Here is a 26,054-nt window from a genome sequence, read left to right on the forward strand (position 1 = left end):
CGCGAAGGCGTCAGTACTGGTGCCGCAATAATCAGCCTGTCAGAGTGCAACTGCCCATTCGCGATAAGCTACATTCATTTCCGCGGTACCATTCATCAAAGTGCCGGTCTTGTTTTTAAGAGTGAACGTGCAAGTAGCTTTGAACAACTTGCGCGACTGATCGAGCTCCAGCCTCATTGTGCCGCTAATCGCCATAAATCCCTTCCAGGGATCTCCTCCGACGATGTCATCGTTTCTTTCCTGCAATACCAGACTTCGGATCATTGGTCCCGGAATCGCATGTGTTCCACTGCGAATTTGCGGGTCCAGGCTGATATTAAACATTTGCGAGTGCGGCGCCGAGGCATTACGTTGCGAGGCTGTCAGCATCACCCCGCTACCGGGAAGGGTTACGATGCGGGGAAGGGTGTCCGAAAACACCCCGCGGTTATTCAAAGTGCAATTGAAAAAACCAGTGCTCGAATTATTAATGGTGGGTGCGGCGAGTGTCATATCTTCCATGATGTTCTTCTTGAATCAGTTTATAAGTTGGCTGTTGTTAGCCGGTCAAATAACTATATATCGCTGAAGATTGGTTGAGTGGCTGGGTTTTAAAGTTGTTTGTAATCGAGTGTGTGAGTGCAATTTGGTAATTATTTAACGCACTTGACGAATCGAATGGTGAACGAAGTCCACTGCGGGTTCGAATGACAAGTAATGTCACCACCATGGGCGCGAACAATGGAGCGCGTAATGGCAAGTCCCAGACCCGCATGCTCACTGATGCCTTCCCGGCGTGCCGGATCGGCCCGATAGAAGCGATCAAACAGTCGTGGAAGCAGTGCTTCGGAAATGGCTTCGCCCGTGTTCTCGATGCTCAGGCTCAAGTGATCGGGGGCGTCAGTGATTCGCACCCGGACTTGCCCGCCCGACGGCGTAAAACGCATTGCGTTATCCAGCAGATTCGAGAGCGCCCTGCGCAACATGCTGCGATCACCCTCCATGCAAGCGCTGCCTTCTCGGCTCAGCGTTACCTCTGCGTCCTCGGCCAGTGGTGCAAAAAACTCCAGCAACACGTCCACTTCGTCCGCCAGTTCCAGCGGTTCTCTCTTGGGCATCAACAAACCATGGTCAGCCTTGGCCAGGTACAACATGTCGTTGACCAGTTGCGCCATCCATTGCAGTTCTTCGAGGTTGCTGTGCAGCGCTTCGCGATAATCCTCGATGGGCCGCGGGCGGGTGAGGGTGACCTGGGTGTGGGTCAGCAGGTTCGACAACGGTGTGCGCAGTTCATGGGCGATGTCGGCGGAAAACGCCGAGAGCCGCTGAAAAGAGTCGTCGAGGCGTCCGAGCATGGCGTTGAAGTGGTGGGCCATTTCCGCGAGTTCTGGCGGCATGTCGTCTTCGGGCAGGCGAGCGTTGAGCGATTGCGCGGAAACACCGCGGGCGACCGCACTCATGCGTCGCAATGGGCGCAACCCGCTGCGCGCCGCCCAGGCACCGAGCAGCGCCGTGGCCAGGGCGGACAACCCCACAGTGAGCCAGATCAAGTGTTGCATGCGTTGCAGAAAATGCTGGTGATGGGTGATGTCCAGCAGCAGGGTCAATTGCGGTGAGTCAGGCTTGTCCACAAACAATGGCGCATTCAGGACGCGGTAGTCGGTGTCGTTGTCATTGATGGTTGATAAGCCCGGTTTGTGCGGAAGTTTATTGGGCAGGCTCGCGGCGCTGTCGTACCAACGCTTGCCGTCGCTGCCAGAAATGCGTAGGGACAAATCAGCCTGACGATTCAATTCATCCGCCAGTCTGACTTCGCTTTCACTGGACTGAAGATCGTGAAGCGCCCGACGCAAACCAATCAACTTGCCGTCCAGCAACTGTTGGTCCAGTTCAACAAAATGCGCCTCGCTGGCGCGGCTGAACAGCACCCCGGCAAACAACGAAACCACGGCGGTGCAGGCGGCAAACAGCAGCGCCAGGCGGCTGCTCAAGGATAGTCGGCGCATCAGGCAGGCCGCTCTTCAAGGACATACCCCATGCCGCGCACGGTGTGGATCAATTTGTTCGGGAACTCGTCGTCGATTTTCAGGCGCAAACGGCGGATGGCGACTTCGATGACATTGGTGTCGCTGTCGAAATTCATGTCCCAGACCTGAGAGGCGATCAGCGACTTGGGCAGCACTTCGCCCTGACGGCGCAGGAGCATTTCCAGCAGGGCAAATTCCTTGGCGGTCAGGTCGATGCGTTGACCGCTGCGTTCGACGCGGCGGCGGATCAAATCCAGGCGCAAATCGGCCAGTTGCAGGCTGGTTTCCTGTGGCGAGGCGCTGCCACGGCGCAACAGGCTGCGGACCCGGGCCAGCAGTTCGGAGAAGGCGAACGGCTTGACCAGGTAATCGTCGGCGCCGAGTTCGAGGCCGTGGACCCTGTCCTCCACCGCATCTCGCGCTGTCAGAAAAAGTACCGGTGTATCGAGGCCGGCGCTGCGCACGGCTTGCAGGATTTGCCAGCCATCGCGCCCCGGCAGCATCACATCGAGGATCAGCAACGCATATTCACCACTCAGCGCCAATTGTTGACCGGTGCTGCCGTCGGCCACCAGATCGGTGTTGAACCCGGCCTCGGCCAAGCCCTGGCGCAGGTAGTGGCCGGTTTTCGGTTGGTCTTCGACGATCAGCAGTTTCATGGGCGACTCGAGGCAAATGGAACGAACGCTTTATACCGTGGGCAGCGTCAGTACAGGCCAACCTGACAAAGTTGTAATCTGGCCGTCAGGTTGTGGGCAGTGGCGGCAGTTTAAAGTTTTCCACAGGCTGAACCTTATCTTGTTGGAGTACGACTATGTTTTTGCGCAAACCTCTGCTGCTGGCCGCGTGTTTGCTGGCGCTGAGTTCGCCGGCCTGGGCATCGCCGGCACACACCTTCGATTTCGGTCAACCAGCCCCGGCCGCCAAGGCGGATCGCAGCGTCGAAGTGGTGATGGGCGACATGTCGTTCACCCCCAAGACCATCGATATCAAGGCCGGTGAGACCATTCGCTTTGTGCTGGTGAATAAAGGTCAGTTGCTGCACGAATTCAACCTTGGCGACGCGGCGATGCATGCAAAACATCAGCAGGAAATGTTGAAGATGCAGCAGAGGGGCATGCTGACGCCTACAGGCATGAAGGAAATGGACCACGGTTCGATGGCTGGCATGGATCACGGAATGATGAAACACGACGACCCCAATAGCGTCCTCGTCGAACCGGGCAAAACCGCCGAATTGACCTGGACCTTCACCAAGGCCACCAGCCTGGAATTTGCCTGCAATATCCCTGGCCACTATCAGGCTGGCATGGTCGGCAAGTTGACTGTCAGTCAGTAAGCACTCAAAGGCGGGCGCAAAGGCTGGTAGAATCCGCTGATTCTTCAGTCAGGTTTCCGCCATGCATCCCGCAGCCGAACACTCGCCGCTGGGCAAATCCAGCGAATACATCGCCACTTACACGCCGTCCTTGCTGTTCCCGATCCCGCGCACCGCAAAATGGGCCGAGCTGGGCCTGACGGCAGAAACCCTGCCATACAAAGGCGTGGACTTCTGGAACTGCTTCGAGCTGTCGTGGCTGTTGCCGTCCGGCAAACCCGTGGTGGCGATTGGCGAGTTCAGCATCCCGGCGGATTCGCCGAACATCATCGAATCCAAGTCGTTCAAGCTGTACCTGAACTCACTGAACCAGACGCCGTTTGCCGACACCGCGAGCCTTGAAGCGACGCTGGTGAAAGACCTGTCCGCGGCGGCGGGAAAACCGGTTGGCGTGCGGATTCGCAGCCTGAAAGACGTTGAAGCCGAAGGCGTCGTGGCGCTGCCGGGCGTGTGCATCGATGATCTGGAGATCAGCGTCAGCAACTACGAGCATCCGCGTCCGGAGCTGCTGCGTTGCGACGAGTCGCGCATTGTCGAGGAGAGCGTGCACAGTCATTTGCTCAAGTCCAATTGCCCGGTCACCAGCCAGCCGGACTGGGGCAGCGTGGCGGTGGAATACCGTGGCGCGGCGCTGGATCATGCGAGTTTGCTGGAATACATCGTGAGTTTTCGCCAGCACTCGGACTTCCATGAACAGTGTGTGGAGCGGATTTTCCTCGACCTGCAGCGGTTGCTGAAGCCGGAGAAGCTGACGGTGTATGCGCGCTATGTGCGTCGGGGTGGGTTGGACATCAACCCGTATCGCAGCACTGAAGAAGTGCAACTGCCGAACTACCGCCTGGTTCGTCAGTAAAGAACCAATGTGGGAGCGAGCCTGCTCGCGATGAGTCCAGCACATTCAACATTGATGTTGACTGACACTCAGCCATCGCGAGCAGGCTCGCTCCCACAGGGATTGCGTTGCAAATTGTAGATATGAAAAAGCCCCGCTATCGGTAGCGGGGCTTTTTTTTTGTATCCGGTGATCTTCAGATCCCCATATTGCCCAGGGCCTGCACGATGTTGCGCAGTGTGCCGGCGAGGGTAGGGTGCTCAATTTCGAAGCGCTCTACGGCCAGATTCACATTGTCGGAGAGGCTGGAGTCCTGGGTTTTGGTTTCGAGCTCGATTTCGAGTTCGATCTGTTGCATCAGCGCGTGCAGGTCTTCGCGCTCGGCTTCCGTCAGCGGTGGATTCTGTTCCAATTGCTCGCGCAGAGTATTGAGCTGTTCTTGCAGTTCGCGGGCAGGCATGGCGTTCTTCCTTTTATCGATAGGCACTGGCATAGACCGCGGCAGCGCGCCAAAGGTCTATGGCTGACCTTTAGATTAATCCACTCGCGCGTAACCTGCATGATCCCGGTCAGGGCTTTTCACCCTTGAGGCGACGCAGGCTGATGTCGGCCAGACAGGTGTCGAGCTCACCGAGGTGATCGATCACCGAATGCACGCCCAGACTGAACAACTGGACCGTTGCCTTGCCGCGCAGGTGTTCGCGTTCCTTTTGGCTCAAGGCTTGCCATTCACTGGGCGCCAGCCCGCAGAGCGAGCCGCAGGAGGCCAGGCCAATCGTCCACAGCCCGGCATTCAGGCCCGACTGCAGCAATCGCGGTTCACCGCTGACCAGCACACAGCCATCCAGGCGCTCGACATTCAGCGCCATCAAGGCTTGCCAGCATGCATTCGGCGCGGGCCAGGGATTGATTGTTGCGGGGTGTTGCGAAGGTTTGATCCATTCCGGCAGAGCGGCGGCCAGGGAGTGGCTAATGGCAGGGGCGAATTCGTCGAGCCAGGCGCAGGGAATTTGCTGACGTTGCAAACTGTGCAAACTGTCCAGAGCCCCCGGCGTAACCTCGGCGTGCTCGGCAGAATGGGCATCGTGCTGGCGCGTGCGAGCGCCGAAATCCACCAGGCAACCGCTGAGACCGAACAGGACGGCTGTCAGGCTGGGTGCGGCGAGGGGCAAGGCTTCGGCGTGCGGCATGTCAACGTCCCTGAAATAGCGACAAGGCTATGCGTTGCCGGTGACAGTTGGATGACATTGATGTGAATCGCTCACAGTCAGGGCGAATCATCCGTAGGCTATCACGCACGATACTGCCTAAAGCGGCTTTTCCACCTTATACTAACCAGCTTAATGCCCGGGCCAAGACGCCCGCGTCAGTACAAACCAAGGAGTTTTCTATGCGCTGGAGCAATCATCTAGCTCAGCTTTGTGTGTGCGCCAGTGTGTTACTGGCTCCGTTCGCTGCCCAGGCAGCCTCGGAAGACGACCCTTGGGAAAGCATCAACCGTCCGATCTACAAATTCAACGATGTGGTCGACACCTATGCGCTGAAGCCTTTGGCGCAGGGCTACCAGTTCGTCACCCCGCAGTTTCTCGAAGACGGCATCCACAACATGTTCCGCAACGTCGGTGATGTCACCAACCTTGCCAACAACATCTTGCAGGCCAAACCGGCCGCTGCCGGGGTCGATACCGCGCGCCTGATCTTCAACACCACTTTCGGCGTGCTGGGCTTTTTCGACGTGGGCACCAAAATGGGCCTGAATCGTAGCGACGAAGACTTCGGTCAGACGTTGGGCTACTGGGGTGTAGGAAGCGGTCCGTACGTGATGCTGCCGTTGCTGGGCCCAAGCACTCTGCGTGACGCTCCGGCGAAATACGTCGATGGCTACACCGGCCCATACCCGTACATTCACGATGTGCCGGTGCGTAACTCGATCTTCGGCCTGAACATCGTCGACACCCGCGCCAGCCTGCTGTCGGCCGAGAAGCTCATCAGTGGCGACAAGTACACCTTTATCCGCAATGCGTACTTGCAGAACCGCGAATTCAAAGTCAAGGACGGTCAGGTCGAAGACGATTTCTGATCTCGACCGGTAAAACGAAGAAGGCGGCCAGTTGGCCGCCTTCTTTGGTTTTGGATCCGGGTTATTTCATCTTCAAGATTGTAAGGCCGAGTTTCTGACTGCCGCCGTCCTGTTCTTTGACCCACACCACTTCGGTGTCGGCCTCCAGGCCTTTGAGTGCCGCGTGATCGGAATCGATCCGCACGCTCAGGCGGTCACCGACCTTGAACAAACGAGGCGCCTCAACCTGCATGCCACTGCTGGAAAGGTCGATACAGACGGCTGCAACCTCGTCTCCTTCATGAATCAGCGCAACATCGGCATCAACCCGCATGCGGATGAAATCACGCTTTTCGCTGTAGTCCCGATCGGTTTGACTCATGGGCTTGGTCCTTCCATTGGGTTACGGTTTTGCCTGTTCTTATAACTCCCGGTGATTTGACAAGTAAAGACGTCAAGCGACCATCGGCGTGAGCTTGAAACGCCCCGCGGATGGGAGTACCGTCTGCGCCTTAGAAGGGCACCTCTGGTGTGCCTGCAAGTAAGGTGAATGCCCGAAAGCGGTGCAACAGAGAGGCTAGAAAGCGAATCCAGTAGTGTGCGCGGGGTCAATTGCCCAGCCTGCTACGCCAACCTAATTCTGGCGCCGTTTGCCCACATGCCAAAAACCAGTGCCACGCTGCTGATAATCGATGATGACGAAGTAGTGCGCGCGAGCCTCGCCGCCTATTTGGAAGACAGTGGTTTCAGCGTCTTGCAGGCCAGCAATGGCCAGCAGGGTCTTCAGGTATTCGAGCAAGACAAGCCCGACTTGGTCATCTGCGATCTGCGCATGCCGCAGATGGGCGGACTCGAACTTATCCGCCAGGTCACCGAGCGGTCACCGCAAACCCCAGTGATTGTGGTGTCGGGTGCCGGCGTGATGAACGACGCGGTCGAGGCCTTGCGCCTGGGCGCAGCGGATTACCTGATCAAGCCTCTCGAAGATCTGGCCGTGCTCGAGCACTCTGTGCGCCGGGCCCTGGATCGCGCGCGCCTGCTGCTGGAAAACCAGCGCTACCGCGAGAAGCTGGAAAAGGCCAATCGCGAGCTCGAAGCCAGCCTGAACCTGCTCCAGGAAGACCAGAACGCCGGTCGCCAGGTGCAGATGAACATGCTGCCGGTCAGCCCCTGGACCATCGACGAATTCCAGTTTGCTCACCAGATCATCCCGTCGCTGTACCTGTCGGGTGATTTCGTTGACTACTTTCGGGTCGACGAGCGTCGGGTAGCCTTTTACCTGGCGGACGTTTCCGGTCATGGCGCCTCTTCAGCGTTCGTGACCGTACTGCTGAAATTCATGACCACGCGCTTGCTGTTCGAGTCCAAGCGCAGCGGTACATTGCCGGAATTCAAGCCTTCAGAGGTCCTTGGCCATATCAACCGGGGCCTGATCAGTTGTAAGCTGGGTAAACACGTCACAATGGTCGGTGGAGTCATCGACGAGGAGACAGGTTTGTTGACCTATAGCATCGGCGGTCATTTGCCGTTGCCTGTGTTGTACACGCCAGACAGTGTCCGTTATCTGGAAGGGCGTGGCCTGCCGGTGGGCCTCTTCAATGAAGCCACCTACGAAGACCACGTGCTTGAATTGCCGCCGACGTTCAGCCTGACGCTGATGTCTGATGGCATTCTGGACCTTTTGCCAGAACCTACACTCAAAGAAAAAGAAGCGGCTTTGCCCCAACGGGTCAAGGCAGCGGGCGGCACCCTGGATGGGTTGCGGCAGGTTTTTGGATTGGCCACGCTAGGGGAGATGCCGGATGATATCGCCCTGTTGGTGTTGAGCAGGAATCTTTGATGAGTACCGGTAGAATCCAGTTCGCCGAGCAGGACGGCACCTTCGTCCTGAAGTTCGTCGGTGAAGTTCGCCTGACCCTGTGTTCGGCGTTGGATGCGACTATTGAGCGGATCTTCACGGCGTTGAACTTCAACGCGATCGTGATCGACCTGACCGAAACCCGCAGCATCGACAGCACCACCCTTGGCCTGCTGGCCAAACTGTCGATCCTGTCGCGGCAAAAGGTCGGCCTGCTGCCGACCGTCGTCACCACCCACGAAGACATCACCCGTCTGCTGCAGTCCATGGGCTTCGAGCAGGTGTTCAACATTGTTGATCGCCCGATCCCGTGCCCTGAATGCCTGACCGACCTGCCAGACCAGGATCAGTCCGAGGAAGTGGTGCGGATCAAGGTGCTCGAAGCGCACAAAATCCTGATGGGGCTGAACGATTCGAATCGTGAAGCGTTCCATGATCTGGTGAACGCCCTCGAGCGTCACTGATCCCTGTGGCGAGGGAGCTTGCTCCCGCTGGGCTGCGAAGCGGCCCTAAATCCATTCACCTCGTTGTGTCAGTCAGATCCCGGTTAGTCGTTTTACGACTGCTGCGCAGCCGAGCGGGAGCAAGCTCCCTCGCCACAGTTCTTCATCTGCCTCAAAGCCGCACAAAAAAGGGCGAACCCAATGGGTTCGCCCTTTTTGCATTGCGTCGAAACTAGATCACAGCTTGGCCTGCAACAGCGCCTCAAGCTTCTCCTGATCCCGAGCAAACTGACGAATCCCCTCAGCCAGTTTCTCGGTCGCCATCGCGTCTTCGTTCGACAACCAACGGAACTGCGCTTCGTTCAGGCTCAAGCGCGCCTCACCGGCATGACCCGGAGCAAGTTTACGCTCAAGTTTGCCTGTGTCCGCCGCCAGCTTATCGATCAAGTCAGGGCTGATGGTCAAACGGTCGCAACCGGCCAACTGCTCGATCTGATTCAGATTACGGAAGCTCGCGCCCATGACCACGGTCTTGTAGTCATTGGCCTTGTAGTAATTGTAAATGCGCGTCACCGACTGCACGCCCGGATCATCCGCGCCGGTGTAGTCGTTGCCGTTGGCCTTCTTGTGCCAGTCGTAGATACGGCCCACGAACGGCGAAATCAGGAATACACCCGCATCGGCACACGCCGCCGCTTGCGCGAACGAGAACAGCAACGTCAGGTTGGTCTGGATGCCTTCTTTTTCCAGAATCTCGGCAGCGCGGATACCTTCCCAGGTGGAAGCGATCTTGATCAGCACGCGGTCTCGGCCAATGCCCGCCTTGTCGTACAGCTCGATCAGACGGTGCGCACGCTTCAATACGGCGTCAGTGTCGAACGAGAGGCGCGCATCCACTTCAGTGGAAATACGGCCCGGAATCACCTTCAGAATTTCTTGCCCCACCGCAACGCCAAAACGGTCACTGGCCAGGCCCACATCACCCTTGCAGTCGCTGACGCAAGCGTTCAGCAGCTCGGCATAACCGGGAATGGCCGCCGCTTTGAGCAGCAGGGAAGGGTTGGTGGTAGCGTCCACCGGTTTTACGCGAGCGATTGCTTCGAAGTCGCCGGTGTCGGCAACCACGGTGGTCATCTGTTTGAGTTGTTCCAGCTTGGAAGTCATGGGCGTGCTCTGTCCTATGGGTCTAATGACATTACCCGAGCGCTGACAGCCACTCAAGGGCGCATGTACGTATCGAAGGCCCCAGCGGCAACAACCTGAAAACGGCTGTTTGAATGGCGGGGCACGGTGTCCGTAAATACGATGCCAAATCCGGGCGCAGGTTCAACCCGGGTGACCGTTAGCGTCCTTCAAGCAACTCTGCCGCCTGATCCAGCAACACCAAAGGCTCTTTAGCCTTATGAATATCAACCGACAACAACTGCCGAAACTTGCGTGCCCCCGGAAACCCGGTGCCCAGCCCCAGCACATGCCGGGTGATGTGGTGCATGGAACCACCCGCTTCAATATGTGCCGCTATATAAGGCCGCAATTGCGCCAGCGCCTCGGCTCGAGAAATAACCGGTGCCGTGCTGCCGAACAGTTGCTGATCCACCTCGGCCATTACATAAGGATTGTGATACGCCTCACGGCCGAGCATCACGCCGTCGAACGTCTGCAAATGCTCGTGACAGGCCTCCAGCGTCTTGATCCCGCCGTTGAGAATGATCTCCAGCTCCGGAAAATCCTTCTTCAACTGCGCCGCCACGTCATAGCGCAAAGGTGGAATGTCGCGGTTCTCCTTCGGCGACAACCCCTCCAGAATCGCGATCCGCGCATGCACGGTAAAACTCGTGCAACCGGCATCGCGAACCGTGCCGACGAAATCACACAACTCCTCGTAACTGTCCCGCCCGTTGATCCCGATCCGATGCTTCACCGTCACCGGAATCGACACCGCATCGCGCATCGCCTTCACACAATCAGCCACCAACTGCGGATGCCCCATCAGCACCGCGCCGATCATATTGTTCTGCACCCGATCACTCGGGCAGCCGACATTCAGATTCACCTCGTCGTAACCGTGCTCCTGCGCCATGCGTGCGCAAGCGGCCAGGTCCAGAGGGACGCTGCCGCCGAGTTGCAGGGCGAGTGGGTGTTCGGCTTCGTTGTGGCGGAGGAAACGGTCGTGATCGCCGTTCAGGAGTGCGCCGGTGGTGACCATTTCGGTGTAGAGGAGGGCGTGCTTGGAGAGCAGGCGCAGGAAGAAACGGCAGTGGCGGTCTGTCCAGTCCATCATCGGGGCGACGGAGAAGCGGCGGGAGAGTGGGGCGGGTGTGGCGGTGATTGGGGGCATTGGCGGTTCTGGGATGGGTGAGCCTGGGAGGTGGGGAGTTTATCAGGATTGGGGTTGCGGGGCTTAGGCGAGTCTTCTTGCCGTTGTTCAGGGCATCTGAACAACGGCATGAGAGGAATTCGACGATGGGGCGACGAGATTGCATGGTAAAGAGAAACCAAACCCCGTCATTTCAATAACGGGGTGCTAGTCCAGAGCAGTTGAAAAGCTGATGTAAAGTAAGGGAACAACTGAACTCTGCAGGGTGCATTTCGATCCCGAGAGTTCGTTTAGACGATCTTCAACCCTTCGAAAGGGTTCCAGCCTTGCGAACCTTTTACCTGTTTCAGGTAGTAGGCATAGTTGGCGCTCAACCCATACATAAGCGCAAAGACGACGTTCAGGCCGCTGCCTAAGGCTTTGGGCATTTCATAGCCGAGGATTGCAAAGGTGAACGTCAGGCCGAAGGTGATGCCAACGATGATCGCTATGAGTGCCAGGTTCTTTTTCCACAGACCGAGCACGAAAAGATAAATCGGCCCGAAGAAAATAGCGATGAAGTTTATATTGATCAGCATGCGCTTTCGGGTCGGTAGTTGCTTGAGCGCCGAACTGAAGTTGGGGCTTTTGGGGCTGCCGTTCTGATTGAAAAAAGCGAAACGCTCTTTCCATTTTGGGCTGGCATTGTCGGTTTGCAATTCATCCGTGTTGCTCATGTTCTGTCCTTTTTTCGGTGGCGCTCGGTCGAGGTATCGACCAGATTTTCTTTCAGTGCGCTTGGTATCGCGTTTTTTGCATGCTGCAGGCCAGTGGCCAATGTTGCGAGGTGAGTTTCCGGCAGCGTATGAAATTTCACAAGCCATTATGTTTGGCCGAGACTTCGTTCGTTTCCCCTCATGTACCCGCAGAGAACTGCAAGTTGATCTTGAATATCATCAAAGTCGTGCTGATCGTCGGTGCTTTGTTTCTGAGCGCGTGCTCGGGTGACCCATGAATTCGAGGGGCGTCCGTGGAGGGCGCCCCTTTGTGACGTCAGGAGTGTTCAGCATCCATACGTCGCGCAACGACATCTAGAACATCACAGCCATCGCGCAAGGGTATGCAGCAAAGCATTGCGAAGTCGCTGAGAATCACCGAGTCCGTGGTGATATCGCCGCGCATCGCGAGGTTTTCCAGGATCTGCGTTACCGCGCCAATTCGGTAGCGTGCGGTGCTAAGCAGTGAGTGCAGCGGTTGGGTGGTGTTTACATACAGCGAGGGAAGGTCGTCGGCGTTGCTGGTTAAGGCCATATATTCGTTCATAAGTGAAGCTCCGTTAATTCAAGGGATCTATCACTCCAATTGCAACGAGTCGCCAAACCCGCAACGCCATTTCGGCGCTGGTTGGACTATAAGCTTCATGACAAAAACGCAGCAATGGCCAGATGTACGGACCGTTCCGAGTGTCGTGTAGGACTTTGCTCTTTTGATGGTTTCTCAAGGGGGCGCGTTTTTTTCGCATCAAGAAACCGCAGCAGCTGAACAAAAGCTGTCGTCCTGCAAAGTTTCATAATCCCCCGTGTGCTCACAGCCTACGATGAAGACTAAAACTCGCATCACCACGCCTCCAGCCCACAGGGAAACCGAAAAATGATCTCAAATCTCGCCAAAGTCTTGCTGATCGGTGGTGCGTTGCTCTTGAGCGCCTGTTCGGGCGCGAGCACCCACAGCAATTACTCAGAAGACATCCAACCGTCTGCCGGTTTTGGCCCTGGCCCCACCAACAAGTCCAGTCAATTGAATTTCCACGGCAGTGCGCTCGGTAGCAGCTTCGGCGAGTACAGTTCGGGGTTGTTGCACGACGACTAGGGTGTGACGTAACGGCGCGGTATTTCTGCCGTTGCGTGTTCTCCGAGGGGGCGACTACTGCGCAGCCGAACGCAGACGTCGTCAGCGAATAGGGCTATTTGGTCTCGGGCGTAGCTATCCACTCACCCAAGACCTTCTGGTATTTCCCCGTCACCTTAGCCAGATGCAACCACTGATCCACATACAACTTCCACGTCATATCATCACGCGGCAGCAAATACGCCTTCTCCCCATACTGCATGAACTGACCCGGATTCACCGCGCACAATCCGGGCTTGAGTTTCTGCTGATACAACGCTTCCGACGCATCCGTAATCATCACGTCTGCCTTCTTGTCCAGCAGCTCCTGAAAGATGGTCACGTTGTCATGAAGGCTCAACTGCGCCTTGGGCAGGAAGGCGTGAACAAAGGCTTCATTGGTCCCACCAGCCGGTTCGACCAACCGAACCGAAGGCTGGTTGATCTGCTCGACAGTCTGGTACAGCGCCTGATCCTCGCAGCGCACCAACGGGACTTTACCGTCGACATCCAGCGTGGTGCTGAAGAAGGCCTTTTTCTGCCGCTCAAGCGTGACCGAGATCCCGCCCATGCCGATGTCGCATTTGCCCGCCAGCATGTCGGGCATCAGGGTTTTCCAGGTGGTCTGCACCCACTCGACCTTGACGCCCAGGCTGTCAGCCAGCGAGCGGGCCATGGCGATGTCGATTCCCGAGTATTCGCCATCCTCGGCTTTGAATGTGTAGGGCTTGTAATCACCCGTGGTGCATACGCGCAATTGGCCTTGCTGGATGACGTTGTCCAGATGCGAAGGCTCTGCCTGAGCGGTAAACGAGAAGGCAAGCAGCCCGCCAAGCATCAATGTGTGTTTTACAGTTTTCATTGTTATCCGGCTTCCATGATGGATTTGATTGATTTCTCGGCGAAACGCCTTAAGCGGTGCCCAGCGGAAAATAAACACTAAACACCGTCCCACTCTCCAGACTCGAACTCACCGAAACATCGCCGCCATGCGCCTGGGCGATTTCCCGAACAATAAACAACCCAAGCCCCACGCTCCGCACATCACTGTCAGTCTCGGCACCTCGGGTCATCGGTTGAAACAGCACTGCCATCAACGCCTCAGGAATAACCGGTCCGTGGTTTTGCACCGACACAACGGCTTTATCTTCTTCCAGTCGGGAAGTAATCGTGATCGCTTGTTTCAAATCCCCGTAGGCCACGCTGTTGGCCACCAGGTTTCCAATGATTTGCTGCACGCGATCAGCATCAAAAACAGCAGGGCCGGAACCAAAAGACGCGTGCAGCAGAATCGCGTCAGGAAACGCGACGCGCAGTTCGTCGACGCTGCGACTAACGAATGCATGCAAGTCCTGCGCGGAAGGGGCAATAGCAATGCCACTCCCGACCCTGACCAGCGCAAAGTCCAGCAGGTCAGCAATCATGCGCTCGGCGCGGTCTGCCGACTGACCGATGTGGCCGAGTAACTTGGTTTCCTTGGCGGTGCGGTCGCCTCGGGCGAGGATGTCGGAGGCCATTTTGATCGCGGTCAGCGGGTTTTTCAGGTCGTGGCTGACGATGGCGACCATTTGCTCGGCGAAGGACGCACGACGCTGGGCCTTTTCGTAAGCCAGGTTCAGTTCGGTCTGGGCTCGCTGAAGAGCGTTTTCGGCAGCGGTTTTTTCGTGCAGCAGGCCTTCGGCGATTTTTCGTGCGTTGAGCAGTTCACGTTCGTACTTGTCGCGGTCGGTGGTGCCGAACAGCGCCAGTTCATTGACTGCGCCGCTGGCGTGTTCGCGCCGGACGCCGTTGAGCAGCATGGTGACGATGCGTTTGTCTTGATGGACCAGGTCAAGTTTTACTTCGGCGACCGAGCCTTGCATTCGCATCAGCGGCGCCCAGTGGGTTTGATGGAAAATCCGTCCGCCCATGGTCAACAGGTCTTGAAAACGCTTGCCGCACAGCTCTGACTGAGTGAAGCCGATCCCGTGGCTGAACGTCTGATTGCTGCGCAGGATCGTGCCATCCTCTTTCGTCACCACCAATCCGCAGGGTGCTTCTTCGAACAATGTCTGCGGGTCTAACTGATCAGTCGACATGCGCGCCTACCCACGGCGACAGGAAGCTGGCCATGGCGTCGGAGCAGGCGCCGGGCGCGCTCATGTGCGGACAGTGGCCGACGTTGTCGACCACGCACAGCGTGCTGTTGGGAAGTACGGCGTGCAGGTATTCACCCACGGCCATCGGGGCGATGAGGTCGTCAGTGGATTGCAGGATCAGCGTTGGCGTGGTCAGGCCGGCAACGTCCTGGCGGTTGTCCGACAGGAACGTTACGCGCGCAAATTGCTTGGCGATCTCGGGTTCGGTGCGGCAGAAACTGTTGGTGAGCTCTTCGCCCAGCGCCGGTTGACCGGGCGCGCCCATGATGACCGGGGCCATCGTGCTGGACCAACCGAGGTAGTTGCTGTCGAGGGTGTCGAGCAACGAATGGATGTCTTCGAGTTTGAAACCACCCACGTAGTCGTCGGAATCGATGTAGCAGGGCGACGGACCAATCATCACGTGGGCGGCGATTTTTCCGGGAGACTGGCGATCCGCAAGTGCACCGATCATGGCACTGACGGAGTGGCCCACAAGAATCACCGGGCCGCTGGCGAACTGATCGACGATTTCACCCAAGTCCTGGGCGTAACCGTTCAGCGAGTTGTATTTGTCCCGGTCGTACGCGCCAAGATCCGACTGGCCCGCACCGACCAGGTCATACAGCACGACCTTGAAACGACCCGTGAAGTCATTGACGAGATAACGCCACATGGTCTGATCGCAGCCAAAGCCGTGGGAGAAGACCAGCGTTACCGGACCCTCGCCCATCACTTTGACGTTGTTGCGATGTTGGAGGTCCATGTGCGTTTTCCCAAGCGTGCCGAAAGTGTTTTTGGCGTGTTCGGGAGTTTAGATAGTCGCGGGCATCAGGTCACGCGTTGTCACATGGAAAGTGGGCGTCAACGGTTGGTTGTGGATTTCGATGCCGTCGCCACGGTCCCGCTACCACAATTGATATACGAAGATTTCTTCAACCAGCGCTGATCCGGGTAGTACGAAAACAATAACTGCCCGCCTTTCATCGAATCAATCAGCTTGTGCGCAATCGCCGGCCGTACAGCCGGGCAGCCCAGGCTTCTGCCGATTCGGCCATTGGCCCGCGCCAGCACCGGGCTGACGTAAGGCGCGCCATGAATCACGATTGCCCGGTCGAACGCATTGTCGTTGAAGCCCGGCTCCAGGCCTTCCATGCGCAGCGAATAACCGTTCTGCCCGACATAGCTCTGTTGCGTGCGATACAAGCCTAGGCTGGTGGCAAAGCTTTCATTCTGATTGGAGAAATTCACGGCCATGTTTTCGCCGCTGTTGCGACCATGGGCGACCAGTTCATGAAACAGCAACTTGCGTTTCTTTAAATCGAACACCCACAGGCGCTGTTCGGTCGAAGGCAGGGAATAATCAATCACCGCAAGTCTTTGGACAGGAGCAGCACCTTGAGCGATGCTGCATTGCGAGGCGCGAACGGCGAGGTTAATGACGTTGGCGTTGGCTTTCGGGGCCGCTTTGATGAGGGCGGCCGCGAGTGAATCGGCGTAGGCTAACGGTACGGACATTGCAGTCAATAGCAGGGCCGGCAGCAGATAGCCAATACGTAGTGGCGCCATATAGATGTCTCATCATGTTAAGTTCGAGTCTAGCAGTGCATTGAAAGCCAGGCGTTGAATGCGGGAGATTAAGGATTATCCATGGTGCTTTTAACAAGGTTATTCGTCATAAGCCGCGTATTTTTTATGGGCTTTCTGATCAGCGGCACGGCGTTTGCGGAAACTTCGCCGATTGAGTCGACAATTGCGCCTAGCTCCGTTATCGAAGCCGCAGCGGAAGACAACGTCGGTCAGGCGATTCAGGCTTCGCTTGAGCCGCTGAAAACGGCGTTTCCGCCGTTGCTGACCTCGCCTCTTCATCGGCGGGTGGATGTCAGCCGTCTGGTCATGGATTTTTATACGCACCGCGCTTATCGCGCGGCGTGGACGAATGACAGCGACGTCACACAATTGATCGCCAGCTTGAGCGCGACTGACGCCGATGGCTTGAACCCGACGGATTTTCATATTGATGAGATGATCCGATCCCAGGCGACGATGCAGACCACGCCGGTGACGCCCGAGCAACGGGCGGCCTTTGATCTGGCGACGACGCATACCTTTATTACGGCGCTGCTGCAGTTGCGGCGGGGCAAGGTCGATCCTTCCCGGCTCGACATTCATTGGAATTTTGACGCGAATGGCGTCGATCCGCGCGACGACGTCAATGCGTTCTTCGCTGCGCTCGACCAACACGATGTAGCGAAGGCCTTTGCCCTGGCTCCGCCGCAAGAAGCGGTGTACGGAGGGTTGCGTCAGGCGCTGGCGCAATTGCGCGGTATTCGCGATCGGGGCGGCTGGCCGAAGGTGGTTGTAGACCATTCGCTCAAGCCCGGCATGGACGAACCGGCTGTCGCGCAGTTGCGCGCGAGGATGGTCGCGGCAGGTTTTCTCGATCCGCGATTGGTCCACGGTACGAAGTACGACGGCGCCGTCACCGCAGCGGTGAAAAAGTATCAGAACGAGCAATACCTCGGTGCGGATGGCATGGCGGGGGCGACCACGCTGGCGGCGTTGAATGTGCCCGTTGACGCACGCATTGACCAGGTGCGAGTGAACATGGAGCGGGCGCGTTGGCTGCTTTATAAGCTTCAAGGTACGTTCGTTATTGTTGATATTGCCGGCTACAAAGTGGCGATGTACCGCGATGGTCAGCCGATCTGGCGCTCCCGGGTGCAGGTCGGTAAAACGGCGCGCAATACACCGATCTTTCAGGCACAGATTACCTACATCACGTTTAATCCGACCTGGACGGTGCCGCCGACGATCCTCAAGGAAGACGTGCTGCCGAAGATTCAGAGCAATCCCGGCTACCTGGCCGCCAACCGTATTCGCGTGATTGACCGCGAAGGCAACGAGCTGGATCCTGCGGGCGTCGACTGGACCAACCCGCGTGGCATCAGCTTGCGCCAGGACGCCGGGCCCGAGAGTTCGCTGGGCCAGGTGGTGATCCGCTTCCCCAACGATTACGCGATTTATCTTCACGACACGCCGCATCGCGAGTTGTTTGCCAAGACTGTCCGCGCAACCAGTTCGGGCTGCATCCGGGTAGAGAACCCGCTGCAACTGGTGGAGTTGTTGTTCAACGACCCGGTTAAATGGAACAGCGCCGGTATTCAGAAACAGTTGGCCAATGGCAAGACCGAAAACATTCGGCTGCCGGTGAAAGTGCCGGTGTTGTTGGCCTATTGGACAGTCGATCTGGGCAGCGACGGGCGCGTGGCATTCAAACCGGATGTGTACGGCTACGATGAACCTGTGTTGCGGGCGTTGAATCGACCTGCGCAAATGCCGGTGTTGAATCTACATGCGGCGACGGCCTCGGTGGGGCCAAGGCAGTAACTGGGGCGAATCCAGACGGATCAATGCGTCTTCGTCAGGGACGGCCGTCAACCGTTCGGCGCTTGCCCCGGGTCGCCAAAACAGCTTCGCCTACTCTTTGATTTACCGGAAATGCTTCCGGTGCTTACAAGGAAGGTGTGGCATGACTTCATTAAAGTTCGGCGCGTCCCTCCTGTTGGTCTGCCTGGCAGGCTGCGCAACCACTCCCCGTAGTAACTACGAGCCACCGCCGGTGCCTGCATCGGCGGTTACGCTTGACGATGCGCAAATCACTAGCGCTTTGGTAGGAAGGAAGTTTTACGGGACCACCCGAGAAGGCAGTCACCCGTTTTCGATGAGTTTTGCGCCGAACGGAGTAGAGATGTTCGAGATGGCGCCATACAAGCCGGAGAAGGAAAAATGGACGCTGAAGGACGGGGTTCTATGTATTGAAGCGAAGGGTTATCCAACCGAATGCGGTCAGGTGAAGACGGCCAATAACGAATACTGGTTTGTCGATCCGAAAAGCGGGAGGGTCCACGGGCATTTGAAAACTACGCCCTGAGTCGGATTACCGCAGATGAATGGGCGTTCGTGGCTCACCCATTCAAGCCTGGCCCAGCTCCTCCCGCAAAAACTCCACCAGCCCTCGCTGCAATCCAGTCAGCGCGCCTTCCCGGCTGATCAACGCCAACTCTGTCGGCGGCAGGTCCGGCAGATCAGTGCACACAGTATGTTCTGGCAACACCGCCGAAACGGGCAGCACCGACAAACCCAGTCCGGACGCCACCGCCGCCTGAATCCCCGTCAGGCTGTGGCTGCCAAACGCAACCCGCCACGGCCGCTGAGCCACATCCAGCAAGCGGATCGCCCGTTGCCGGTAAATGCAGCCCTGTGGAAACAGCGCCAATGGCAAAACGCCCTGGGCCGAGTCGACCCCCGCACCTTTGACCCACACCAGCGCTTCCGGCCACGCCGCCCAGCAGGGGCCGCTGTCCGGTTCACGCTTGACCAGTGCAATGTCGATGGCGCCCGTCGCGAGCTTCTGCTTTAGATCGGTGCTCATGCCACTGACGGTTTCCAGTCGCGCTTCAGGTCGGCTGCGATTGAAGCCCGCGAGGATCACGGCCATACGCCGTGCATCAAAATCCTCCGGTACGCCGATGCGCAGGATCTCCAGGTCGAGATCACTGGCGAGGGCTTCCACCGCCTCCGAAGACAGGGCCAGCAGGCGCCGGGCGTAGTGAATCAGCATCTCGCCGTGCTCGGTGACGCTGATGTTCTGCCCGGTGCGGTCGCGAAGAAGCAGCGCATGGCCGACCAGTTCTTCCAGTTTGCGAACCTGTTGGCTCACGGTGGACTGGGTGCGGTGTACGCGTTCGGCAGCGCGAGTGAAGCTGCCTTCGTCCACCACGCAGACGAAGGTCTTGAGCAGTTCGAGATCGAGCATGGTGGCTCCCTTGATATTCGATTTATCACTGACGAGTCGATATTAATTTAATTTCACACTATCACTGTTCGCTCGTAACCTGAAGATCACCTTTCAGAGGACATGAACATGACACTCACAAATACCCCACGTCCCGAGTGGCTGACCTTCGATTGCTACGGAACGCTGATTCAATGGGATGAAGGTTTGAAAGCCGTGGCCGCGCAGATCCTGCGGGACAAGGGGGATCACGCCGTCGATGTCGATCGCCTGATCGAGGTGTACGACCGGCACGAACACCGGCTGGAGCAGACACCGCCGCATCGTTCGTTCCGTCAGTTGAGCACCCTAGGGTTGCAAATGGCGCTGGAGGAGTTGGGGTTGGCGAGCTCGGCCGAAGACAGTCAACGGCTGGCGGCGGCTATCCCGAAGATGCCGCCGTTTCCCGAGGTGATCGGCACGCTCGCCCGACTCAAGGCGATGGGCTTCAAGTTGTGCATTGTGTCCAACACCGATGACGACATCATCGCCGGCAACGTGGCGCAACTCGGTGGGCACATCGATCGGGTCATCACCGCCCAACAGGCCGGCGCCTACAAGCCGAATCCGCGGCTGTTCGACTACGCTCACGAGCAGCTTGGCGTCACTCGTGATCAGGTGATGCATATCTGTGCGAGCCCGACGCTGGATCACACCGCCGCGCGCGATATGCATTTTCGCTGCGTGTGGATCGACCGCGGCACTGGTCGTCAATTGCTGCCCGACTATCAACCCGATGCGATATTGAGCACGCTGGACCAAGTCGTGCCCTTGTTCGAATCCCTTGGCTGGTAACCCCCGGAGTCATTGCCATGGCACACATCCTTGCAGGCGGTTCCCGTTCCGCGCGTTACATCGACCTGAACCTGGATTCGCCGGTTGTCATCACGGCGCGCACAGAACTGGCGGCGTGCTTTCAACTGGCGGCACTGCATGGGCTGGAGGAGGGGATCTGCAACCACTTTTCCGCCATGGTGCCGGGGCGCGATGATCTGTTTTTCGTGAACCCCTACGGCTGCGCGTTTGCAGAAGTCACCGCAGACAACCTGCTGGTCTGCGACTTCCACGGCAACGTCGTGGCCGGGGAAGGCCAACCCGAGGCGACCGCGTTCTACATTCACGCCCGCCTGCACAAACAGCTGCCGAGGGTGAAAGTGGCGTTCCACACGCACATGCCCCACGCCACGGCGCTGTGCTTGCTGCAAGGCCCGCCGTTATTGTGGCTGGGGCAAACAGCGTTGAAATTCTACGGGCGTACGGCGGTGGACGAAGACTACAACGGCCTGGCCCTCGATGAGTCCGAAGGTGACCGGATTGCCAGCGTCATGGGCAATGCCGACGTCCTGTTTTTGAAAAATCACGGCGTGATTGTCGCAGGGCCGACCATCGCCGAAGCCTGGGACGATCTGTATTACCTGGAACGCGCCGCTCAGGTGCAATTGATGGCGATGGCGACCCAGCGCGATCTCAAGCCGGTGCCCCCCGCCATTGCGCAACGTGCCTACGAACAAATGCGCCTGGGAGATGCCGAGAGTGCTCAAGCACATTTGCGCAGTGCAATGCGACGCCTGTCCAAAGGATAATTGCCCCGCACCATCCCGTAGATTAAGCTCGCAAACATTAAGGGTTTTGGGCCTTCGCCCATGCCTTACCCTTGCAGGACGAGCTTTTGCCTATCTCCCATGACGACCCGAGCCACGCCAGTGGCGTCACTTTGAAACGGCTACCCCTGCGCAAGGCGGCGGTGCTGTTTATTGTGGTGGTGTGTCTGTGCCTGTGTGGTTTGCTTTATTTGCAACTGGAACAATCGCGCCGGCACGATCTGGCGGTGGCCGAAGCGGCGTCATCGAACCTCACACGCGCCATGGCGCAGCAGGCCGAAGACACGTTTATGAAAGCCGACCTGGTACTCACCAGTCTGGCGGACTGGATTCAGGTTGATGGGTTCGCCCCGGCTCAGGTCCCGCGTCTACAGAAAACGTTTGCCCGACGGGTGCAGACACTCAGTCAGCTGCACGGGATCTTCCTGTTCGATCAAAAGGGGCAATGGGTTGTCACCTCATTTGAGGATTTACCCCGTGGCCCCGGCGTGGCGGACCGCGATTATTTCCTGTTTCACCAGCAGAACGTATCGTCCCTGGCACACATCGGACCCGCGATTCGCAGTCGTGTGAATGGCGAGTGGATCATTCCGGTTTCCAAGCGGGTGAATGACAAGGACGGCCATTTCCAGGGCGTTTTGCTGGCCGGCATCAAAATGTCCTACTTCGATCAGTTTTTCAAAAGCTTCAGCATCGATGACGACGGCTCCATTTTCCTGGCGCTGACCGACGGAACGCTGCTGGCGCGACGGCCGTTTGTGGAATCACAGATTGGCCAGTCACTGGCCAACGGGGAGATTTTCAGCAAGTACCTGGCGGGCTCAATGTCCGGCAACGCCATGATCGGTTCTGTACTCGATGGCACCGTTCGCTTGCATGGCTACCGGCAACTCGACGCCTATCCGCTGGTGGTGTCCGCGGCCTCGTCCAGGGATTCGATTCTCAAGGGGTGGTATGACACGGCGTTTAAATCCAGCGTCATTGTGGCGCTGGTTGTGCTGGGCGTGGGGCTGTTCGGTTGGGTGTTCGTGCGCCAGGTGCGCCTTGGTGAGCGGGTCGAGAAGGATCTGCGCAAGGCCAAGGAGGCGCTGAAGCTGATCGCGACCCATGACAGTCTCACCGGCCTGGCCAATCGCCGACTGTTCGAGCAGGCGCTGGACCTCGAGTTTGGCCGTGGCATCCGGCAGTCGAGTTCGCTGAGCCTGATCATGCTGGATATCGATTACTTCAAACGCTACAACGATGCTTACGGCCACGTCGCGGGTGACCATTGCCTGGCCGAAGTGGCGAGGGTGGTGAAAAGTTGCTGCCATCGAACCACTGATCTGGCGGTGCGGTACGGCGGTGAAGAGTTCGCCGTGTTACTGCCGAATACGGATATTCATGGTGCGATGGTCATTGCCGAGCAGATCCGCCGCAGCGTCATGAACTGCAACATCAACCACAGCGGTGCGCCCAGCGGTTACGTGACAGTCAGCCTCGGTTGTTATGCCTTCGTTCCGACGCGCCTGGACAGCACCGAAGTGTTCATCGAGCGCGCGGATGCGGCGTTGTATCAGGCCAAGCATTCCGGGCGAAACCGTTCGGCGGTGCTGTCGATGGACGGGAGCGTCGGGGAATTGATGCGCTCGGATCGTTGAGGCGGCTTCAGATCCGGGAAGTGACCGTTGATTTCATGTTACGGGCCGTCCCTACGTATTCACCGCTAGTTTTTGTTCAAGGCTCTGCCGCACTTGCGGCCATTCATCATCAATGATGCTGAACCGCACCGAGTTGCGCTTGCGACCGTCCGGCATGATTCGTTCGTGGCGCACGATACCTTCCTGCTGCGCCCCTAGCCTGAGGATTGCGTTGCGTGATTTCTGGTTGTTTTCGTCGGTGGTGAATTGCACCCGCACACAGTCCAGCACGTCGAAGGCAAAGCGCAGCATCAGGTATTTGGCTTCGGTGTTGACGAAGGTTTTTTGCCAGCGGGCCGAGATCCAGCTGCTGCCGATTTCGAGCTTGCGGTTGAGCCGGTCGATTTTCCAGAAACGCGTCGAGCCGATGACCTCGCCCGTGTCGTTCAGCACGATGACGAAGGGCAGGACGGTGCCGGCATCCCGGCCGTCGAGGGCTTTTTTCAGATAACTGTCGACGGTGGTCGGGGAGGGCACGACGGTGACAGTCAGGTTCCACAGTTCGCCGTCAGCGGCGGCGTGTACCAATGCGTCGGCATCGCTGTATTGCAGCGGGCGCAGGCTGATTCCGTGGCCTTTCAGCGTGGTTTCCATGACAACGGTTTTCTCGGCAGATCGGGCGGGCGTCGGCCGTCTATTACGCCGTACTTGAGATGGCCAACGCAACCACCGGAATGCCTGGATGTCACACACTGAACACACATGTCCGGAGCGCTGGCCCATGAAGAATCTGCGAATCGCAACGTTCAACGTCAATGGCATGCGCGCCCGGCTGCCGAACCTGCTGGCCTGGCTGGAGCGGGAAAAACCGGACATCGCCTGTTTGCAGGAGCTCAAGTCGGTGGACAGTGCATTTCCTGCCGCAGAACTTGAGGCTGCCGGCTACGGCGCGATTTGGCAGGGTCAGTCATCGTGGAACGGGGTGGCGATTCTGGCACGGGATGCGCAACCACTGGAGAGTCGTCGCGGTTTGCCGGGTGACGACGGAGATACCCACAGTCGGTATCTGGAGGCCGCCGTGCACGGTGTCCTGGTGGGCTGCCTGTATCTTCCAAACGGCAATCCACAGCCAGGGCCGAAGTTCGATTACAAGCTGGCCTGGTTCGAGCGGCTGATCGCCTACGCCAAGGATCTCCAGAGCAGCGAACACCCGGTAGTGCTGGCCGGCGACTACAACGTGGTGCCGACTGACCTGGACATCTATAACCCACGGTCCTGGCTCAAGGATGCGTTGCTGCAACCGGAAAGCCGCGAGTGTTATCAACGGTTGCTGGATCAGGGGTGGACCGATTCCCTGCGCCATCTGTATCCAGAGGATCGGCTCTACACCTTCTGGGACTATTTCCGACAACACTGGCAGAAAAACTCCGGGTTACGCATCGATCATCTGTTGCTCAATCCGGCGCTGAGTCCTTATCTGCAAGAGGCCGGTGTCGATGCCTGGGTGCGCAACGAGCCGCATGCCAGCGACCATGCACCGACGTGGATTCAACTGGGTTCGCGCAAGCGCCGTTGATTTTTTGTGAGTGGCGATTGGCGAAATCAATTGTCGGTCGAACCGCTTTATCCCTTATACATGGCGCCCATCGGCGGAGATATCCGCGGCCCCGTGCATAAGGACCGAGCAATGAGCGAGCCACGTCTGAGCAATCCTGCGTTGTACCTGCAACGTCTGGGTTTCGACGCGCCACCGGCGCCAACCCTGGAAACCCTGCGTCAGTTGCAGTTTCGTCACACCGGAGTGTTCCCGTTCGAGAACCTCACCACGTTGTCTGGCGAGCCGGTACTCATCGACTTGCCGTCCATTGAGCAAAAAGTCCTGCACGATGGCCGCGGTGGTTACTGCTACGAACTCAACAACCTGTTCCTGGCCCTGCTTCAGGCGTTGGGTTTCGACGCTTGCGGCATCTCCGGGCGCGTGGTCATGGGCCAGCCCGAGGGCGCATGGACTGCACGTACGCACCGCTTGAGCCTGGTCACACTGGAGGGCGTGCGCTACATCACCGATGTGGGTTTCGGCGGTATGGTCCCCACCGCGCCGCTGCTGCTCGACACTCCGGACGAGCAACTCACCCCTCACGAACCCTATCGGATCGAACGCCACGAAGACGGCTACACCCTGCGCGCCAACGTCGCCGGTGAATGGCGACCGATGTACATCTTTGACCTGCAACGCCAGGAAGACATCGATTACACCGTCGGCAACTGGTATGTCTCAACCCACCCCGAATCATCTTTTGCCAAACAGCTGATGGTGGCGCGGACGGGGGAAGGTTGGCGGCGCACGCTGAACAACGGCAGCTTTGCGATTCACCGGCTCGGCAGCGAGAGCGAGCGGCGGCAGATCGCGGAGCTGGATGATCTGGTCCAGTTGCTGGAGAGCGAGTTCGGGATCCGGGTGCCTGAGCATGCCCATTTGAAACAGGTGCTTGGGCGGTTGATCGAGCCGGCCTAGGGGCGAACGTCAGGCTCCATCATTCGATGGATTTCGCTGACGGCGTCCAGCAACTTTTTTTCCAGGCTTTTCAGGTCGGAGGGCGTTATCCCTTTTTTGAGATGCCCGGTCTCTGCAGATTCTTTTTTGCCACTGAGTAACGCGTGTCGCAGTGTGTTGTTGATCACCGTCTGGTACCCATACCCCTCTTTTTCCGCGAGTGCGCGAGCGGCCTCTATGACCGCTTCATCCAGCATGATGGTAATGCGGGTTTTGCCTTTGCCGGGGGCAACCGCCCCACGCCTGGCATTGCTGAAGTCGTATTCATCTTTCATCACTCAAGCCTCCAAATATTGACGACGCTCGTTTTTCGTGGCGAGACGCGCAGAAATGATTCGAACGAAATTCGGATCGCGGTAGGTGTACGCGACGACCAGCAAGCGAGCTTTGGCGTCCAGCCCCATGGTGATCCATCGTTGCTCATCATGAAGATCATCCTGGAGAGTTAGCGCTCGTTCGTCATGGAACACGGCCTCAGTCTCTGCGAGGCTGATGCCTTGATGCTTCAGTTTGTTCGCCGCGTTTTTTGCCTTGTGGTACTGAATTTCGAATGACTTCATTATGCAT

General features: G+C 57.9%; 31 protein-coding genes. 13 read left to right on the forward strand and 18 right to left on the reverse strand.

What is annotated here, in order from left to right; translation table 11 throughout:
• Positions 1 to 39: 39 nt before the first annotated feature.
• From KJF94_RS06390 to KJF94_RS06400, 3 genes are all read right to left on the reverse strand, one after another.
• Entirely contained in the window at positions 40 to 501 is a 462-nt protein-coding gene (locus KJF94_RS06390; protein WP_214382010.1) for a hypothetical protein, read from the reverse strand.
• A 131-nt stretch (positions 502 to 632) separates the two neighbouring features.
• Complete coding sequence (locus tag KJF94_RS06395; RefSeq protein ID WP_214382012.1) at positions 633 to 1,985, reverse strand: heavy metal sensor histidine kinase; 1,353 nt, start codon at positions 1,983 to 1,985, stop codon at positions 633 to 635.
• Complete coding sequence (locus KJF94_RS06400; protein ID WP_214382014.1) at positions 1,985 to 2,665, reverse strand: heavy metal response regulator transcription factor; 681 nt, start codon at positions 2,663 to 2,665, stop codon at positions 1,985 to 1,987. Before KJF94_RS06400 ends, KJF94_RS06395 begins: the two co-directional genes overlap by 1 nt.
• Positions 2,666 to 2,820: 155 nt before the next feature.
• On the opposite strand from KJF94_RS06400, the gene copI reads away from it, so the two are divergent.
• Together copI and queF are read left to right on the forward strand one after the other, a co-directional pair.
• Positions 2,821 to 3,345: a copper-resistant cuproprotein CopI gene (gene copI, locus KJF94_RS06405; RefSeq protein ID WP_214382016.1), complete on the forward strand. Its 525-nt coding sequence runs from the start codon at positions 2,821 to 2,823 to the stop codon at positions 3,343 to 3,345.
• 61 nt (positions 3,346 to 3,406) lie between these two features.
• On the forward strand, positions 3,407 to 4,237 hold the full coding sequence (gene queF, locus KJF94_RS06410) for an NADPH-dependent 7-cyano-7-deazaguanine reductase QueF (protein ID WP_214382018.1): 831 nt from the start codon (positions 3,407 to 3,409) through the stop codon (positions 4,235 to 4,237).
• Positions 4,238 to 4,412: 175 nt separating this feature from the next.
• Here the strand turns inward: queF and KJF94_RS06415 are convergent, their stop codons facing one another.
• Complete coding sequence (locus KJF94_RS06415) at positions 4,413 to 4,676, reverse strand: DUF4404 family protein (RefSeq protein WP_084323769.1); 264 nt, start codon at positions 4,674 to 4,676, stop codon at positions 4,413 to 4,415.
• A 109-nt stretch (positions 4,677 to 4,785) separates the two neighbouring features.
• Positions 4,786 to 5,406, reverse strand: coding sequence for an HAD superfamily inactivated hydrolase PcrP (gene pcrP / locus KJF94_RS06420; protein ID WP_214382020.1), 621 nt, complete (start codon positions 5,404 to 5,406; stop codon positions 4,786 to 4,788).
• Between the two features lie 200 nt (positions 5,407 to 5,606).
• On the opposite strand from pcrP, the gene KJF94_RS06425 reads away from it, so the two are divergent.
• The gene (locus tag KJF94_RS06425) at positions 5,607 to 6,296 is read left to right on the forward strand and encodes an MlaA family lipoprotein (RefSeq protein ID WP_214382022.1); all 690 of its coding nucleotides are present in this window, start codon (positions 5,607 to 5,609) and stop codon (positions 6,294 to 6,296) included.
• 61 nt (positions 6,297 to 6,357) lie between these two features.
• Here KJF94_RS06425 and KJF94_RS06430 read toward each other — a convergent pair whose 3' ends face one another.
• Complete coding sequence (locus tag KJF94_RS06430; protein WP_214382023.1) at positions 6,358 to 6,657, reverse strand: PilZ domain-containing protein; 300 nt, start codon at positions 6,655 to 6,657, stop codon at positions 6,358 to 6,360.
• A 276-nt stretch (positions 6,658 to 6,933) separates the two neighbouring features.
• Here KJF94_RS06430 and rssB point away from each other — a divergent pair, with 276 nt between their 5' ends.
• Together rssB and rssC are read left to right on the forward strand one after the other, a co-directional pair.
• Positions 6,934 to 8,115, forward strand: coding sequence for a two-component system response regulator RssB (gene rssB, locus KJF94_RS06435; protein ID WP_214382024.1), 1,182 nt, complete (start codon positions 6,934 to 6,936; stop codon positions 8,113 to 8,115).
• On the forward strand, positions 8,115 to 8,597 hold the full coding sequence (gene rssC, locus KJF94_RS06440; protein ID WP_007935262.1) for an anti-sigma factor antagonist RssC: 483 nt from the start codon (positions 8,115 to 8,117) through the stop codon (positions 8,595 to 8,597). Before rssB ends, rssC begins: the two co-directional genes overlap by 1 nt.
• 216 nt (positions 8,598 to 8,813) lie before the next feature.
• Here rssC and tal read toward each other — a convergent pair whose 3' ends face one another.
• The 4 genes from tal to KJF94_RS06460 form a co-directional block, all read right to left on the reverse strand.
• Entirely contained in the window at positions 8,814 to 9,740 is a 927-nt protein-coding gene (gene tal / locus KJF94_RS06445; RefSeq protein WP_214382025.1) for a transaldolase, read from the reverse strand.
• Positions 9,741 to 9,918: 178 nt separating this feature from the next.
• A complete protein-coding gene (gene dusA / locus KJF94_RS06450) occupies positions 9,919 to 10,914 on the reverse strand; it encodes a tRNA dihydrouridine(20/20a) synthase DusA (RefSeq protein WP_214382026.1) in 996 nt (331 codons plus the stop codon).
• A 269-nt stretch (positions 10,915 to 11,183) separates the two neighbouring features.
• On the reverse strand, positions 11,184 to 11,609 hold the full coding sequence (locus KJF94_RS06455) for a DUF2628 domain-containing protein (RefSeq protein ID WP_214384746.1): 426 nt from the start codon (positions 11,607 to 11,609) through the stop codon (positions 11,184 to 11,186).
• Positions 11,610 to 11,925: 316 nt separating this feature from the next.
• Positions 11,926 to 12,195, reverse strand: a complete 270-nt coding sequence (locus KJF94_RS06460; RefSeq protein ID WP_214382027.1) for a short-chain dehydrogenase — start codon at positions 12,193 to 12,195, stop codon at positions 11,926 to 11,928.
• 327 nt (positions 12,196 to 12,522) lie between these two features.
• Between KJF94_RS06460 and KJF94_RS06465 the strand changes: the two genes are divergently transcribed.
• Positions 12,523 to 12,741, forward strand: coding sequence for a hypothetical protein (locus tag KJF94_RS06465; protein WP_214382028.1), 219 nt, complete (start codon positions 12,523 to 12,525; stop codon positions 12,739 to 12,741).
• 94 nt (positions 12,742 to 12,835) lie between these two features.
• On the opposite strand, the gene KJF94_RS06470 is transcribed toward KJF94_RS06465, so the two are convergent.
• The 4 genes from KJF94_RS06470 to KJF94_RS06485 form a co-directional block, all read right to left on the reverse strand.
• The gene (locus KJF94_RS06470) at positions 12,836 to 13,621 is read right to left on the reverse strand and encodes a transporter substrate-binding domain-containing protein (RefSeq protein WP_214382030.1); all 786 of its coding nucleotides are present in this window, start codon (positions 13,619 to 13,621) and stop codon (positions 12,836 to 12,838) included.
• Positions 13,622 to 13,670: 49 nt separating this feature from the next.
• Positions 13,671 to 14,837, reverse strand: a complete 1,167-nt coding sequence (locus KJF94_RS06475) for a PAS domain-containing sensor histidine kinase (RefSeq protein ID WP_214382032.1) — start codon at positions 14,835 to 14,837, stop codon at positions 13,671 to 13,673.
• Complete coding sequence (locus tag KJF94_RS06480) at positions 14,827 to 15,642, reverse strand: alpha/beta fold hydrolase (RefSeq protein ID WP_214382034.1); 816 nt, start codon at positions 15,640 to 15,642, stop codon at positions 14,827 to 14,829. The genes KJF94_RS06475 and KJF94_RS06480 overlap by 11 nt, the downstream gene beginning before the upstream one ends.
• Positions 15,643 to 15,740: 98 nt before the next feature.
• Positions 15,741 to 16,445 carry a murein L,D-transpeptidase catalytic domain family protein gene (locus tag KJF94_RS06485; RefSeq protein WP_214382036.1) on the reverse strand — a complete coding sequence of 235 codons (705 nt, stop codon included), beginning with the start codon at positions 16,443 to 16,445 and terminating at the stop codon, positions 15,741 to 15,743.
• Positions 16,446 to 16,526: 81 nt separating this feature from the next.
• Here KJF94_RS06485 and KJF94_RS06490 point away from each other — a divergent pair, with 81 nt between their 5' ends.
• Together KJF94_RS06490 and KJF94_RS06495 are read left to right on the forward strand one after the other, a co-directional pair.
• On the forward strand, positions 16,527 to 18,266 hold the full coding sequence (locus KJF94_RS06490) for a L,D-transpeptidase family protein (protein ID WP_214382038.1): 1,740 nt from the start codon (positions 16,527 to 16,529) through the stop codon (positions 18,264 to 18,266).
• A gap of 142 nt (positions 18,267 to 18,408) precedes the next feature.
• Positions 18,409 to 18,810: a hypothetical protein gene (locus tag KJF94_RS06495; RefSeq protein WP_214382040.1), complete on the forward strand. Its 402-nt coding sequence runs from the start codon at positions 18,409 to 18,411 to the stop codon at positions 18,808 to 18,810.
• A gap of 42 nt (positions 18,811 to 18,852) precedes the next feature.
• Here the strand turns inward: KJF94_RS06495 and KJF94_RS06500 are convergent, their stop codons facing one another.
• Positions 18,853 to 19,695: a LysR substrate-binding domain-containing protein gene (locus KJF94_RS06500; protein WP_214382042.1), complete on the reverse strand. Its 843-nt coding sequence runs from the start codon at positions 19,693 to 19,695 to the stop codon at positions 18,853 to 18,855.
• Between the two features lie 108 nt (positions 19,696 to 19,803).
• Between KJF94_RS06500 and KJF94_RS06505 the strand changes: the two genes are divergently transcribed.
• From KJF94_RS06505 to KJF94_RS06515, 3 genes are all read left to right on the forward strand, one after another.
• Positions 19,804 to 20,508: a haloacid dehalogenase type II gene (locus KJF94_RS06505; RefSeq protein WP_214382044.1), complete on the forward strand. Its 705-nt coding sequence runs from the start codon at positions 19,804 to 19,806 to the stop codon at positions 20,506 to 20,508.
• Between the two features lie 17 nt (positions 20,509 to 20,525).
• Entirely contained in the window at positions 20,526 to 21,296 is a 771-nt protein-coding gene (locus KJF94_RS06510; RefSeq protein ID WP_214382046.1) for an aldolase, read from the forward strand.
• An 86-nt stretch (positions 21,297 to 21,382) separates the two neighbouring features.
• Entirely contained in the window at positions 21,383 to 22,954 is a 1,572-nt protein-coding gene (locus KJF94_RS06515; RefSeq protein ID WP_214382048.1) for a sensor domain-containing diguanylate cyclase, read from the forward strand.
• Positions 22,955 to 23,005: 51 nt separating this feature from the next.
• Here the strand turns inward: KJF94_RS06515 and KJF94_RS06520 are convergent, their stop codons facing one another.
• Positions 23,006 to 23,587 carry a GNAT family N-acetyltransferase gene (locus KJF94_RS06520; protein WP_214382050.1) on the reverse strand — a complete coding sequence of 194 codons (582 nt, stop codon included), beginning with the start codon at positions 23,585 to 23,587 and terminating at the stop codon, positions 23,006 to 23,008.
• A 127-nt stretch (positions 23,588 to 23,714) separates the two neighbouring features.
• On the opposite strand from KJF94_RS06520, the gene KJF94_RS06525 reads away from it, so the two are divergent.
• Both KJF94_RS06525 and KJF94_RS06530 read left to right on the forward strand, forming a co-directional pair.
• A complete protein-coding gene (locus KJF94_RS06525; RefSeq protein ID WP_214382051.1) occupies positions 23,715 to 24,509 on the forward strand; it encodes an exodeoxyribonuclease III in 795 nt (264 codons plus the stop codon).
• Between the two features lie 111 nt (positions 24,510 to 24,620).
• Positions 24,621 to 25,448 (forward strand): arylamine N-acetyltransferase family protein, encoded by an 828-nt coding sequence (locus KJF94_RS06530; RefSeq protein ID WP_214382053.1) that lies wholly within the window; start codon positions 24,621 to 24,623, stop codon positions 25,446 to 25,448.
• On the opposite strand, the gene KJF94_RS06535 is transcribed toward KJF94_RS06530, so the two are convergent.
• Both KJF94_RS06535 and KJF94_RS06540 read right to left on the reverse strand, forming a co-directional pair.
• Positions 25,445 to 25,762: a BrnA antitoxin family protein gene (locus tag KJF94_RS06535; protein ID WP_214382055.1), complete on the reverse strand. Its 318-nt coding sequence runs from the start codon at positions 25,760 to 25,762 to the stop codon at positions 25,445 to 25,447. The genes KJF94_RS06530 and KJF94_RS06535 overlap by 4 nt on opposite strands.
• Before the next feature lie 3 nt (positions 25,763 to 25,765).
• Positions 25,766 to 26,047: a BrnT family toxin gene (locus KJF94_RS06540; RefSeq protein ID WP_214382057.1), complete on the reverse strand. Its 282-nt coding sequence runs from the start codon at positions 26,045 to 26,047 to the stop codon at positions 25,766 to 25,768.
• Positions 26,048 to 26,054 lie beyond the last annotated feature (7 nt).

The sequence above is a fragment of the Pseudomonas hormoni genome, assembly GCF_018502625.1.
In the GTDB taxonomy this organism is placed as follows: domain Bacteria; phylum Pseudomonadota; class Gammaproteobacteria; order Pseudomonadales; family Pseudomonadaceae; genus Aquipseudomonas; species Aquipseudomonas hormoni.